Raw genomic sequence first — 12,672 nt, forward strand, 5'->3', positions numbered from 1 at the left:
GCGGCGGAGTTTATCGGTTTTTCAGCCGATCGCCTGCAACTGCACGGCAAAACGTTCCGCCAGCCAACGGGCCGCCGGCCCCAGGGGTTCGTCGCGGCGCCAGACCAGTTCCACCACCAGGGCCGGCGGGGTCCATTCGCTGCTGAGTTCGACCATGTCCCCCAGGTACGCCGGGTACTGCACCACGTGCCGTGGCAGCCAGGCCCAGCCCAGGCCACTCCTCAGCCACTCGGCCAACACATAGAAACTGTCGGCCCGCCAGACCTGCGGGCTGGCCTGCTCGCTGCCGGGATAGACGCTGGACTGGGTCGCCATCAACAACTGGCGGTGCCGGGCCATTTCCCGGCAGGTCACATAACCATGGTTCGCCAGGGGATGGTCCCGGCCGCACACCGTGACCATTTCGACGCTGCCCAGTACCCGGCGCTCCAACGCCTCAGGGATCTGGTCGTGATAGAACAGCAAGCCGAGGTCGGCGCGCCGCTCCACCAGTTTGCGCGCCACGTCGCCCTGGGCGGCGCTGGCCAGTTGTACTTCGAGGGTGGGAAATTGCTCGGCCAGGGCCGCCAGACTGTCGATGACCGGTTGATAGGGCATGGCTTCATCCTGGGCCAGGCGCAGCGACGCTTCCTGCCCGCGCATCAAGGCCAGGGCCCGACCGTTGAGGCGCTCGCACTGGCGCAGTACCTCCCTCGCCTCTTCGAGCAGGGCTTCCCCCGCGTCGGTGAGCCTGGGCTGGCGGCCGCTGCTGCGCTCGAACAGGCTCACCCCCAAGTCGTCTTCCAGCAAGGCGATCGCGCTGCTGATGGCCGATTGCGCCTTGCGCTGGTCCCGGGCCACGGCGGAAAACGAACGTTTCTCGGCGACCCCGACAAACAGCCGCAATTGCTCCAGGTTCCACTGTACGTTCATGGCTCAACCTATCTCCATTACAGATAGGTAATGACTTTACCGCATCTGGGCGATCTCTAGAATGGCCCCATCGAAAGACGCAACCGTCAAAGAGGAACTGCCCATGAACGCCTACTACTACCTGGCCATCGCCATCTGCGCCGAAGTGATCGCCACTGTTTCGATGAAAGCGATCAAGGGCCTGAGCACACCCCTGCCCTTACTGCTGGTCGTCGTCGGCTACGGCACCGCGTTCTGGATGCTGACGCTGGTGGTGCGCACCGTACCGGTGGGCGTGGCCTATGCGGTCTGGGCCGGACTGGGGATCGTCATGGTCAGCGTGGCGGCGCTGTTCATCTACGGACAGAAACTGGACGTGCCAGCGATGCTGGGGATGGCGCTGATTGTGTTGGGGGTGGTGGTGATCCAGCTGTTTTCCAAGACCGCCGGGCACTGAAAACATACTGATCATCAATTGGAATACTTTTGTGGCGAGGGAGCTTGCTCCCGCTGGATCGCGAAGCGGTCCCATTTCTAGTGGGCGCTTCGCACCCAAGCGGGAGCAAGCTCCCTCGCCACAGGTTTATCGCCATCGCGATTGATCACCAACAAAATCCCATCCCTATCGAGTCTGTATACTGCGCCCTTGTCTTGAACACTGAGGTCGCTGCATGCCATCCGTTATTTCCACCGACATCCTGATTGTCGGCGCCGGAGTCGCCGGCCTCTGGCTGAACGCGCGCTTGCGCCGCCTGGGGTTTTCAACCGTGCTGGTGGAAAGCGCCAGCCTCGGTGGCGGGCAGAGTGTCAAATCCCAGGGCATCATCCATGGCGGCGCCAAGTATGCCTTGCATGGCGCCCTGACCGGGGCCTCGGAAGCCATCGCCGACATGCCGCGCCGCTGGCGCGAAGCCCTGAAAGGTGACGGTGAACTGGACCTGTCCGGCGTGCGCATGCTGTCCGATGCCCATTACCTCTGGTCCCCCGGCACCCTGGCCGGCAACCTCACCAGTTTCTTTGCCAGCAAGGCCGTGCGCGGACGGGTCGACCAGGTCAAGGGCGACCAATTGCCGCCGGCCCTGCAAGACAAGCGCTTCAAGGGCAAGGTCTATCGCCTGGCCGAGCTGGTGGTGGATGTTCCCAGCCTGATCGAGCGCCTGGCGGAACTGGCTGGCGACAGCCTGCTGGCCGGGCAGCGCATCGAGCCACTGCGCGAAGCCGGTGAATGGGTCGGACTGAGGGTCGACGACCGTGAGATTCGGGCCCAGCGCATTGTCTTCAGCGCGGGCGCGGGCACCGCTGACCTGCTCAAAGCCCTGGGCCTGGACAAACCGGCCATGCAGACCCGGCCGTTGCACATGGTCCTGGCCAAGGGGCCGAGCCTCAAGCCGCTTTACGCCCATTGCCTGGGCGGCGGGCCGAAGCCACGCGTCACCGTGACCACCCACCCGGCCGCCAATGGCCAATGGGTCTGGTACCTGGGGGGCGACCTCGCCGAAGGCGATGCCATCGCCCGAGCCCCCGCCGAGCAGATCGCCGTCGCGCAGAAAGAACTGGGCCAATTGCTGCCCTGGATCGACCTCAGCACCGCGCAATGGGCCACGTTGCGGGTTGACCGCGCCGAGCCATTGCAGTCGGGCCTGACCCGCCCGGACAACGCCTTCCTCGCCGAGCAGGATCGCCTGCTGGTGGGCTGGCCGACCAAACTGGCCCTGGCGCCGGACTTCGCCGATCGGGTGGTCAACGCGCTGCAACGCGATGGCATCCAGCCCAGTCACCCGGCTCCGCTGCCGGACCTGCCGAAGCCGCCCATGGGCGTGCCTGCCTGGGAGCAACTGCTGCCATGAGCCAAGCAACCCTGCATGACCTCTATCGCCCTCTGGGCCATGACGGCCCGCGGGTTTCCCCCCTGGGCCTGGGCACCGTCAAGCTGGGCCGCGACCAGGGCGTCAAATACCCCAACGGCTTTCAGATTCCCGATGACGACGAAGCGCGCATGTTGCTCAAACTCGCGCGCGACCTGGGGATCAATCTGATCGACACCGCACCGGCCTATGGTCGCAGCGAAGAACGCCTCGGCCCGCTGTTGCGCGGCCAACGTCACGACTGGGTGATTGTCAGCAAGGTCGGCGAAGAATTCAGTGACGGCCAGTCACGCCACGACTTCAGTGCCGCCCATACCCGATTCTCGGTGGAACGCAGCCTCAAGCGCCTGGAAACCGACTACATCGACCTGGTCCTGGTGCACTCCGACGGCAACGACCTGGCGATCCTCAACGACAGCGAGGTCTACCCGACCTTGGCGGCGCTCAAGCGTGAAGGCAAGATCGGCGGCTTCGGTTTTTCCGGCAAGACCGTCGACGGCGGCTTGAAGGCCCTGGAGCAAGGCGATTGCGCGATGGTCACCTACAATCTGAACGAACGAGGCGAAAAGACGGTCATTGACTACGCCAACGAACACGGCAAAGCGATCCTGGTGAAAAAGGCCCTGGCCAGCGGCCACGCCTGCCTGAGCCCCGGGGTAGACCCGGTTCGTGCCAGTTTCGAACTGTTGTTTGAGCATCCTGGGGTCGCCAGTGCTATTGTCGGCACCATCAATCCGCTGCACCTCGCCCATAACGTCGCGACCGTAGCCACGGTCCTGCGTAAACGCTGACGCCGCCCTACGCGGCCTGAAGGAAGGAGCCGACATGCCGCGTACGCTCATCAGAAAGAACCCCAGCAACTTCAAGACCCTGCCCCTGTTCGTCGAAGCGACCCCCGAAGGCCTGACTTACCAGAGCGTCGGGATGCCGCTGAATTTTGCCCAGACCTTGCAGCGCCGCCGCCCTGTCGCAGTGGCCGATGCCGAGCGTTTTTCCCTGGAGCTGGCGAACCTGGGCGTCTCGGTGCGCCTGACCCTGCATTGGCAGAACCGCGACTATTGGGTGCTGGTACGCCAGCGTCGGCAGGATCGCGGCGACGTGGTGCTCAAGCTGATTTCCGGCTACGTCCCGGCCCATGAACTGAACCTGCCGCTGCTCACCGCCATCAGCGAGATCGCCGAAGAATGCCTGCTGGAAACCCCTGAAGGCTGGCTGGGCGGGCGCTTCAACGACACCTGGCTGCCAGCCCCCTACGCCACGGCCTTGCACTACCGCGAGGCCTTGCCGTTTCGCCTGACGCCCCTGTCGGGCTCGGCCCGCCCGGTGCGCAGCGCCAACCTGCAACTGATCGAACGGCCACGGGCCTACGTGCACCTGCCGACGGCATCCCTGCAATTGATCTATGACTTGCGCCTGGACGTGCCCAAGGAAGCCAAGTCCCTGAGCCTGTTTCACGTCGATGAGCGCCTGGAAGGCGATCAGTTGGTGGCACGCCTGGACCGCAAGCGACCGGACCTGTACCTGATGCCGCTGCAGGATGGGCAGCCCTTGCCCGAGCTGTATACCTTGAAAAAGGATCAACTGTACCCGGCCAGCACCCGGGGGCTGTACCTGGCGGAAAGTTTCGCCCGGCAGGACGGCTGGCTGGTGCGTGACGAGCGGATTCGCTGGAAGGACTGGCTGCGCCAGCAAGGGCTGACGCCACCGGGCAAGGAGTCGAGCCTGACCCGGCTCAAGGGCAAGGCCCGGCAGTTGCTCAAGAAGATCGTGCCGCGCAAGGTGGCTCGTTAGGCCTGATGCCCATTTTCTGGCTGGACAATGGGCCCTGTGGGAGCGTGCTTGCTCGCGATGGCGTTGGATCATTCAGCCTCGATTTGGCTGACACACCGCTATCGCGAGCAAGCTCGCTCCCACAGGTTCTGCGCTTTGCCTGACGCATCAGTTGTTGCGGATCTTCTCCACAATCGCCGTCGTCGAGCTGTTTTCCACCAGCCCCAACACCTTCACGGTACCGCCGTAGGCCGCGACGATGTCCGCGCCGACGACCTGGTCGATCCCGTAGTCACCGCCCTTGACCAGCACATCCGGCTTCACCTGGCGCAGCAGGTTTTCCGGCGTGCCCTCGCTGAAGCTGATCACCCAGTCCACTGCGCCCAGGCCGGCCAGGACCGCCATGCGCCGGTCGACGCTGTTGATCGGGCGCCCCGGCCCTTTGAGACGGCTCACGGAGGCATCGTCATTGACCGCGACGATCAGGCGATCCCCCTGGGCCCTGGCCTGCTCGAGGTAGGTCACATGGCCGGCGTGCAGGATGTCGAAGCAACCGTTGGTGAAGACGATGCTCTCGTTGTGGGCACGGGCGTCATCAACGGCCAGCAGCAGTTGCTCCAGGCCCAGCACGCCGCGCTCGGAGCCTTCCTCGCGCTGGATGGCGCGGCGCAGCTCGGGGGCGCTGATGGCTGCCGTGCCGAGCTTGCCGACGACAATGCCCGCCGCCAGGTTAGCCAGGGCGACCGCATGGGGCAGTTCCTCGCCGGCAGCGATCGCCGCGGCCAGCGTGGAAATCACGGTGTCGCCGGCACCCGTCACGTCGAACACTTCACGGGCACGGGCCGGCAGGTGCAACGCAGGGTGACCGGGGCGCAGCAAGGTCATGCCGTGCTCGCCACGGGTCACCAGCAGGGCGCCGAGGTCGAGGTCTTGCATCAGTTGCGCGCCTTTGCTCACCAGTTCGTGCTCATCGACGCAACCGCCGACGATGGTTTCGAATTCGCTGAGGTTCGGCGTGATCAGGCTGGCGCCACGGTAGATGGAAAAATCCTTGCCCTTGGGGTCGGCCAGGACCGGAATGCCACGGGCACGGGCGGCCTGGATCAGCGCCTGGTGATTCTTCAACGCGCCTTTGCCGTAGTCCGACAGCACCAGGACCTTGACGCCTTCGAGCAAGTTGTCGACCTCGGCACCGAGGGCCAGGGGGTCGGTGGCGAAAGGTTCTTCGAAATCGATGCGCAGCAGTTGCTGGTGACGGCTCATGACCCGCAGCTTGACGATGGTCGGCTGGTGCGCAACGCGCTGGAATATCGCACGTACGCCTGCGCCCTTGAGGCTGTTGGCCAGGCTGTCGGCAGCCTCGTCGTCGCCGGTCACGCCCACCAGGGAGGCCGGTGCGCCGAGGGCAGCGATGTTCAGGGCAACGTTGGCGGCACCGCCGGGGCGATCCTCGATGTGCTCGACCTTGACCACCGGTACCGGCGCCTCAGGGGAAATCCGTGAGGTACCGCCATGCCAGTAGCGGTCGAGCATGACATCGCCGACCACCAATACAGGGGCTTGATCGAATCGCGGCATGGACAACTTCATGGAGCATCCCACATACAAAATGAACAGGGCCGCGATATTAGCACAGGGTTGGCGAAGGCTTGTCCATGGCTGCAACGCGAAGCCAGGACGTTCGCTCCATCAGATTTGCAGCAACGCCGAGAGCCGCGCACAGGCCTGGGCCAGCTCCACCTCGCTGGTATCGATCGCGCAGTCTGGCGCAAGGGGGGCCTCGTAGGGGCTGTCGAGCCCGGTGAAGTTCTTGATCCGCCCGGCACAGGCCTCGCGGTACAACCCCTTGGGGTCACGCCGGGCGCAGACGTCAAAAGGTGTACTCACATAAACCTCCACGAAGGTGCCCTCGGGAAACAACTGCCTGGCAGCTTCCCGGTCGGCCCGAAACGGTGAGATGGCCGCAACGATGACGATCAGGCCGGCATCGACCATCAGGCGCGCGACCTCGGCGATACGGCGGATATTTTCCTTGCGGGACTCGGCATCCATGCCCAGGCCCCGGCACAACCCCTGGCGCAGGTTGTCGCCATCGAGCAGGGAGGTGTGCAAGCCCTGCTGGTTGAGCTGCACTTCCAAGGCATTGGCCAGGGTCGACTTGCCCGCCCCCGATAATCCTGTCAGCCAGATGCAGCGCGGCCGCTGGGCCTTGATGGCCGCCCGATCCGCCGGCGTGAGCGCCTGTGCATAAGGACGAATCTGCGCCTGCTGCATCGATACGTTTGACGTTTCATTCATAACCAAGCATCTCGTAATCACGTTGGTACACCCGCCGCACCAGTCGACGGGTCCGCACTGAGCAAATGTCCCTGACCGGCACCGTGGCGCGCTGCCAGCTATGGTTCACATGGGGCAACCTCGCGACCACTCCCAGGTGTTCGCACACTCGCTGATAGTCCCGGTCCAGATATTCCTGGTAGCCGATGAAGTCCATCGCCAGGTGGCCGAGGGAATCGATGAGAAAATCCGTCTGAGCGGCGAAATGCAATTGCCGGGTGATGTTCTCCGGGTGCAGCCATCGCGCGACGAAATCATCGAAGTCGCGGTATTGGCCCACCATCTTCTGCGCCGCCTGATCGCGTGCGCCCAACGTATTGCCCCGCAGGAAAGCATAGGCTGAATACGCACGCTCCAGCGGATCGCGAACAAAGGCAAATTTGAAACTGGCGGCGTACTGCTGCGCAAACTGCTCTTCGTACCAATACAGCGGCAAGTGGCCCGGGCTGTAGCCATCGAAAAGCCCCACGCAAACACTGCTGCCGGCGCATTTGGGCACATGGATGAACAGGCAGGCGCGCTGGGCAAACGCCTCGGGAAAACGGCAATTGGCCGACATCGACTTGTTCACGACCTGTCGGTCGACAACCGACAGGCGCCCCAACAGAAAGGAGCGCTGCGACTTGGGCAGCAGCTTCCAGAGATAGCGTTGCAGCATTCAAACACCCGCGCGGGAGGGATGCCCCCCCTCGATGACTGGAGTTGGTTCAGGAAAGTCCTGGAGCCAAACCTTAGCAGTCACGAATCGCGGATTTATTGTGGATTGGTCAACGCAGGTAAAGTTTTCGATACAAACTCAGTGGGAGCGAGCGGGCTCGCGATGGCATCGACACATTCAATACCATCGGCGCAGACACACCGCCTTCGCGAGCAAGCTCGCTCCCACATTGGTTCTGAGGTGCATGCAACATGTGTGTCCAACACCGGACTTGTGGGAGCGAAGCCGGCCGAGAGAAACAGGCCGGCTCATAGCCTGGGGCCTGGAACTCAGGCGATATTCTGGGCGGGAGCGTCCAGCCCCATGGCATGAAGGCGCGCGTAGTAGCCGTTCTGCGCCAAGAGCTCGCCATGGGTCCCTCGTTCGACGATCCGGCCCTGGTCCATCACCAGGATCAGGTCGGCCTTTTCGATGGTCGACAAACGGTGGGCGATGACCAGGGTCGTACGGCCTTTCATCACCTGGTCCAGCGCAGCCTGGATATGCCGCTCGGATTCGGTGTCCAGCGCCGAGGTGGCCTCGTCGAGGATCAGCAGCGGCGCGTTCTTCAACAATGCCCTGGCAATGGCCAGGCGCTGGCGTTGGCCGCCGGACAACAGCACGCCGTTTTCGCCCACCTCGGTGTCCAGGCCATTGGGCAACTGCTCGATGAAGTCCATCGCATAGGCATCCCGGGCCGCCTTCTCAATGTCGGCCCGTGGCGCACCGGCCAGGTCGCCGTAGGCGATATTGTTGGCCACCGTGTCGTTGAACAGGGTGACATGCTGGGTCACCTGGGCGACATGACGACGCAGGTTACGCAGGCGGTAGTCTTCGATTTCCACGTCATCGAGCAGGATCTGGCCGACCTCGTGGTGATAGAAGCGCGGGATAAGGCTCGCCAGGGTCGACTTGCCGCTGCCCGAACGCCCCACCAGCGCGATCATCTGCCCGGGTGCCGCGCTGAAGCTGATGTCCTTGAGCACCTCGCGGTCAGCACCGGGGTAGGTGAAGCTCAGGTTGCGCACGTCGAGACGACCGCTGACCCGTTCCTGCTCGACCGTCCCCCCGTCGACCTCCGGCTCGACGTCCAGTTGCTCGAAGATGCTCTCGGCACCGGCCACGCCTTTCTGGATGGTGGAGCTGACTTCCGAGAGTTGGCGAATCGGCTTGGGCAGCAAGCCGGCAGCCGTGATGTAGGCCACCAGGTCACCGGCCGTCGCGTCACCGCGCAGGAACAGCACCAGGAACATCAGGGCCGCCATGGCGGTGTAGATCACCAGTTGCAGCATCGGCGTATAGACCGCGCCGGTACGCGTCATGCGCAATTGCTTGTCGGTGTTGCCCTGGCTGGCGCTGGTAAAGCGCTGCTCTTCATAGGCCTCGCCGCCGAAGCTGCGCACCACGCGGTAGCCCTGGATGGTCTCGGAGGCAACGTGAGTCACGTCGCCCATGGCCACCTGGATCTTTTTGCTCTGCTTGCGGAATTTCTTGCTGGTACTGCTGACCATGACCGCGATCAGCGGCAGGATCGCCAACATCACCAGGGTCAGCTTCCAGTTCATCCACACCAGGTAGGCGAAGAGGAACACCACGGTGAGACCTTCGCGGATCACCACCTTGATGGCATCGGTGGCCGCACCGGTGACCATGGTCACGTTGAAGGTGATTCGGGAGATCAGGTGGCCGGAGTTGTGGGTGTCGAAGTAGCGATTGGGCAGCACCAGCAACTTCTTGAACAATTCGACCCGCAGGTCATGCACCAGCCCCAGGGAAACCCTGGCCAGGTAATAGTTGCCCAGGAACGACCCCAGGCCCTGCCAGGCAGCGATCAGAATGATCAGCAGCGGCACCGCCATCAGCAGTTTCAAGTCCTTGAGGTACGGCACGTTGGGAAAGAGCACCGCATCGGGGTTGCTCAAGCCGTCGACGAAATATTTGAGAATCCCGGCCAGCATGGGCTGGGTCGAAGCAAATATCACGAAACCCAGGATACTCAGCAGAAAAATGCCCGCGTAGGGTTTGACGTATCCCAGCAACCGAAAATAGATCTTCAGGCTGGAATCCTGTTCCGCTTTGGGCGGTGCGTCACTCATCGTCGGGCTCACTGGTTAGGAAGAACGCGGAATTTTATCACAGCCACCGGCATTGGCCTGCGCCCAGGTCAAAACGCTGGCCAGGCCAATTGGCAGCCAGGTAATGAACCATTCGGCGCGAGGGGTTCCGGTCAGGCTCGCGGCATCGAACTGCATTGCCAGGAACGAAAACACCCACATGCCGAGCACGCCCCGACCCAGCAGGCTTTCCCGGGCACGCCAGGCTTCGCGCAACACCCCGAACCAGACAATGCACCACAGCAGCAGCCCCGGCAGCCCGAGTTGAATGGCGACATGGCTGAACAGATTGTGGGCGTGATCGAACTTGAGGCCGTGGCTGATAACCCGATAGTCGGCCGCCACGCCAAGACCACCCCATGGGCGTTCGGCAATCATGTGCAGGCTCGACATGAAAATCTCGGGCCGATAGGAAGCACCGCGCGCCATGACCAGCGGCTCGAGCAACCAGAAGGTCAGCATGGCCAGCACCAGGGTCGTGGCGGCGATAATCCGGACCCGCTGGTCCCGACAATAGAGCGGCATGGCCAACACGCTGAGCAGCAAGGCCAGCGCAGCGCCGCGACTCTGGCTCGCCACCACGAATATCCCCAACAGCCCCAAGGCCACGACCCAAAGCACTTGCAGCCCCATATGACGCGGCATCCAATGCAACATCCAGATCGCCGCTAACCCGATCACATAGCCGCCGAGGATGGGATGGGACAACTCCCCCAGCCCTTGCAGGCGCGCATTCCAAGGATGGTTCGTATACCCGTAGAAATAGATGATGGCCATCAAGGCCGTCAGCGCAAGCCCCAGGCCACCCCATTGCATGACGCGAATCACGCGTTCGGGTTGGCCGTTGGCAAAAATCGGGAAAAACAACAGGAACGCCAGGATGTAGATCAATCGCTTGGCTTCGCGGGCAGGCTCTGCCACTTCGGCCCAGGCCAGTGTCACCAGGGCCCAGGCCATCAGCGCCAGCAACGCCGTGTAGATCACGCGCTGGGCACGCCATAACTCTGCCAGCCGATGACGGGCCGGCCAGGCAAAGACGATCACCGGCAGCCAGACAAATGCAACCAACCCTTGTTGATAAATCTTGTTGGTCGGTGCCAGGGCTATCGCCAGCAAAAACCATAACAAGCCAAAGGCCATCCAGCCCTGTGCCCAACGTGTTGCCTGCATCTAACGCTCCTAAACGGTCTACCAGCCAAACCGGCATGGTGAAAACAAAAACTTTTGGGCATCATGGCCCGCCACGGCACCGGTTCTTTCAACAAGGTTTCCCTACGATGCAATCCTCACGGCTTCCCCAAGCCGCTTTGAATCAATTGATTGAAGGCGCCAGCATTCTGGAGGCCGACAGCTACGGCCCAAAAGTCTATCTGCTGCAGGATGGGAATATCCTCAAGCTGTTTCGCCGCAAGCGGCTGTTTTCTTCGGCCCTGCTAAGGCCTTATTCAACGCGATTCATCAATAATGCGGCCCGCCTGCAGAAGCTCGGCGTACCGACCCTCCAAGTGCTGGCCCTCTACAAACTGCAAAAACCCGGCATGACCGCCGTACTGTATCGACCGCTTCCCGGTAAAACCCTGCGTCAATTATCGAATCAGGAAAATTTCAGCTGGCAGCATACCCTTCCAGCACTTGTCGAGTTGATCCGCAGCCTGCATGCCAGCGGTATTTATTTTCGCTCGCTGCACCTGGGCAACATCGTAGTCACGCCTGAAAACCAACTGGGGCTGATCGATGTGGCCGACATGCGCTTCCTGCGTTCGCCGCTGCCACGCTACCTGGCACGTCGCAACTTGCAGCATTTCGCTCGTTATATTGCCCGAGAGAACCTGAACGAGAGCTTTCCGATGCAAGCATTGGAGAACGCCCTACTGGCTGCCTGAGATCAACTGCCGCGCGACCTGGCTGAAGCTCGACCAGGCCTCGTCAGGGGCCAGTGCCCGGTACTGGGCCGCGGCGACCGTATCGGCCGAAGCCTGCGCCGCTCGTTCGATCGCCTCGCTCCAGCCGCTTTCGTCGTTGGGCATCGCATACCAGCCGGTGTCGCCCAACTGCTCACGAAAGACCGCAAGTTCGCTGGCCAGCACCGGGACACGAGCCAGGACAGCCTCCTGGAGGGTCAGCCCAAGGCCCTCGTCCAGGGACGGGATCAACACCCAGTCAAATGCCCGATAGAGCGTCGCCACATCCTCCAGATGCCCGACCAGCAAGATCTTGCCGACCAGGTCCGGCCGGGCGATCCGCGCTTGCAGCGCTTCGCGCCTCGGCCCCTCGCCGACAATCACCAGGCGCCAATCGGGATGGTGGGCCGCTACCCGGCCAAAGGCCTCCAACAGACAGGCGAACCCCTTGCTGTCCACCAGCCGTCCCACCGCGCCAAATATGCGCATCTGCGGGCCAGGCAAACCCAGTCGGGCACGTGCCGCTTCGCGAGGCAACAGCGCGGCCTGGAATTGCGCCGGATCGAACGCGCTACGCAGCGCAGCGACCTGCATGCCCAACTCGTCCTGGAGCGATGTCGCCAGGGTCTGGGATACCGCTGCCAGGGTCAGGCGGGAGGCAGGGAAGCCGCGCAACAGTTCGCGACCCGAAGGATTGAGGCGTGTCGCACCATGGAAAATCACCACCACGCGGATCTGCGGCATAGCCTTGAGGACCGGCAACAAGGTACGGGCCACGCCGATGCCATCGAGCAATACCACCCGCGCATCGCTGTCGAGCAACGCCTGACGGAAACGACTGCGCATCAGGGGTTTGAGCAGGCGCCAGACGTGTCGGCCCTTGAGCCGGGCCGATGTCATATTCCACTCAAGCGTCGCCCCGACATCGATCTGGCAGGCAGCCGCCGTCCCCTGCAAGAGCCATGTCTTGACAGGCATCGCTGGTTCCATCCGCGAGAGAATCTGATTATGGACCTTGTGTACCGAAGCGAACGGTGCACCGCCCGCCCACATGACATTGATAATGCTCATCGAGCAGCAAACCTTTTATCGCGGAC

At 62.9% G+C, this 12,672-nt stretch carries 12 protein-coding genes; 5 read left to right on the forward strand and 7 right to left on the reverse strand.

The genetic code is table 11. The features are described 5' to 3' along the window. Positions 1–21: 21 nt before the first annotated feature. Positions 22–912 (reverse strand): LysR family transcriptional regulator, encoded by an 891-nt coding sequence (locus AO356_RS08840; protein WP_060739451.1) that lies wholly within the window; start codon positions 910–912, stop codon positions 22–24. Positions 913–1,015: 103 nt separating this feature from the next. Here AO356_RS08840 and AO356_RS08845 point away from each other — a divergent pair, with 103 nt between their 5' ends. From AO356_RS08845 to AO356_RS08860, 4 genes are all read left to right on the forward strand, one after another. Then, positions 1,016–1,348, forward strand: a complete 333-nt coding sequence (locus AO356_RS08845; RefSeq protein WP_014336267.1) for a DMT family transporter — start codon at positions 1,016–1,018, stop codon at positions 1,346–1,348. Positions 1,349–1,562: 214 nt separating this feature from the next. After that, complete coding sequence (locus tag AO356_RS08850) at positions 1,563–2,738, forward strand: NAD(P)/FAD-dependent oxidoreductase (RefSeq protein ID WP_060739452.1); 1,176 nt, start codon at positions 1,563–1,565, stop codon at positions 2,736–2,738. Then, entirely contained in the window at positions 2,735–3,547 is an 813-nt protein-coding gene (locus tag AO356_RS08855; protein ID WP_060739453.1) for an aldo/keto reductase, read from the forward strand. Before AO356_RS08850 ends, AO356_RS08855 begins: the two co-directional genes overlap by 4 nt. 34 nt (positions 3,548–3,581) lie before the next feature. Then, positions 3,582–4,547, forward strand: coding sequence for a hypothetical protein (locus AO356_RS08860; protein WP_060739454.1), 966 nt, complete (start codon positions 3,582–3,584; stop codon positions 4,545–4,547). 147 nt (positions 4,548–4,694) lie between these two features. Here AO356_RS08860 and hldE read toward each other — a convergent pair whose 3' ends face one another. The 5 genes from hldE to AO356_RS08885 form a co-directional block, all read right to left on the reverse strand. Further along, positions 4,695–6,116, reverse strand: coding sequence for a bifunctional D-glycero-beta-D-manno-heptose-7-phosphate kinase/D-glycero-beta-D-manno-heptose 1-phosphate adenylyltransferase HldE (gene hldE / locus AO356_RS08865; RefSeq protein WP_060739455.1), 1,422 nt, complete (start codon positions 6,114–6,116; stop codon positions 4,695–4,697). Positions 6,117–6,215: 99 nt separating this feature from the next. Next, positions 6,216–6,824, reverse strand: a complete 609-nt coding sequence (cysC, locus tag AO356_RS08870) for an adenylyl-sulfate kinase (RefSeq protein WP_060739456.1) — start codon at positions 6,822–6,824, stop codon at positions 6,216–6,218. Next, positions 6,817–7,521: a sulfotransferase family 2 domain-containing protein gene (locus tag AO356_RS08875; RefSeq protein ID WP_060739457.1), complete on the reverse strand. Its 705-nt coding sequence runs from the start codon at positions 7,519–7,521 to the stop codon at positions 6,817–6,819. The genes cysC and AO356_RS08875 overlap by 8 nt, the downstream gene beginning before the upstream one ends. 329 nt (positions 7,522–7,850) lie before the next feature. Then, a complete protein-coding gene (gene msbA / locus AO356_RS08880) occupies positions 7,851–9,656 on the reverse strand; it encodes a lipid A export permease/ATP-binding protein MsbA (RefSeq protein ID WP_060739458.1) in 1,806 nt (601 codons plus the stop codon). A 15-nt stretch (positions 9,657–9,671) separates the two neighbouring features. After that, the gene (locus AO356_RS08885; RefSeq protein ID WP_060739459.1) at positions 9,672–10,844 is read right to left on the reverse strand and encodes an O-antigen ligase family protein; all 1,173 of its coding nucleotides are present in this window, start codon (positions 10,842–10,844) and stop codon (positions 9,672–9,674) included. A gap of 107 nt (positions 10,845–10,951) precedes the next feature. Between AO356_RS08885 and AO356_RS08890 the strand changes: the two genes are divergently transcribed. Further along, the gene (locus AO356_RS08890; protein WP_060739460.1) at positions 10,952–11,557 is read left to right on the forward strand and encodes a toluene tolerance protein; all 606 of its coding nucleotides are present in this window, start codon (positions 10,952–10,954) and stop codon (positions 11,555–11,557) included. Here the strand turns inward: AO356_RS08890 and AO356_RS08895 are convergent. Further along, positions 11,543–12,646, reverse strand: a complete 1,104-nt coding sequence (locus tag AO356_RS08895; RefSeq protein WP_060739461.1) for a glycosyltransferase family 4 protein — start codon at positions 12,644–12,646, stop codon at positions 11,543–11,545. The two genes, AO356_RS08890 and AO356_RS08895, sit on opposite strands and share 15 nt — an antisense overlap. Positions 12,647–12,672: the final 26 nt, after the last annotated feature.

This window comes from Pseudomonas fluorescens (assembly GCF_001307275.1).
In the GTDB taxonomy this organism is placed as follows: domain Bacteria; phylum Pseudomonadota; class Gammaproteobacteria; order Pseudomonadales; family Pseudomonadaceae; genus Aquipseudomonas; species Aquipseudomonas fluorescens_AA.

Coding starts and splice junctions, on each gene's coding strand:
- AO356_RS08885 (WP_060739459.1), bottom strand. CDS start 10,844: ATGCAGGCAACACGTTGGGCACAGGGCTGGATGGCCTTTGGCTTGTTA.
- AO356_RS08875 (WP_060739457.1), bottom strand. CDS start 7,521: ATGCTGCAACGCTATCTCTGGAAGCTGCTGCCCAAGTCGCAGCGCTCC.
- AO356_RS08845 (WP_014336267.1), top strand. CDS start 1,016: ATGAACGCCTACTACTACCTGGCCATCGCCATCTGCGCCGAAGTGATC.
- AO356_RS08840 (WP_060739451.1), bottom strand. CDS start 912: ATGAACGTACAGTGGAACCTGGAGCAATTGCGGCTGTTTGTCGGGGTC.
- AO356_RS08895 (WP_060739461.1), bottom strand. CDS start 12,646: ATGAGCATTATCAATGTCATGTGGGCGGGCGGTGCACCGTTCGCTTCG.
- AO356_RS08855 (WP_060739453.1), top strand. CDS start 2,735: ATGAGCCAAGCAACCCTGCATGACCTCTATCGCCCTCTGGGCCATGAC.
- AO356_RS08890 (WP_060739460.1), top strand. CDS start 10,952: ATGCAATCCTCACGGCTTCCCCAAGCCGCTTTGAATCAATTGATTGAA.
- AO356_RS08850 (WP_060739452.1), top strand. CDS start 1,563: ATGCCATCCGTTATTTCCACCGACATCCTGATTGTCGGCGCCGGAGTC.
- hldE (WP_060739455.1), bottom strand. CDS start 6,116: ATGAAGTTGTCCATGCCGCGATTCGATCAAGCCCCTGTATTGGTGGTC.
- cysC (WP_060739456.1), bottom strand. CDS start 6,824: ATGAATGAAACGTCAAACGTATCGATGCAGCAGGCGCAGATTCGTCCT.
- msbA (WP_060739458.1), bottom strand. CDS start 9,656: ATGAGTGACGCACCGCCCAAAGCGGAACAGGATTCCAGCCTGAAGATC.
- AO356_RS08860 (WP_060739454.1), top strand. CDS start 3,582: ATGCCGCGTACGCTCATCAGAAAGAACCCCAGCAACTTCAAGACCCTG.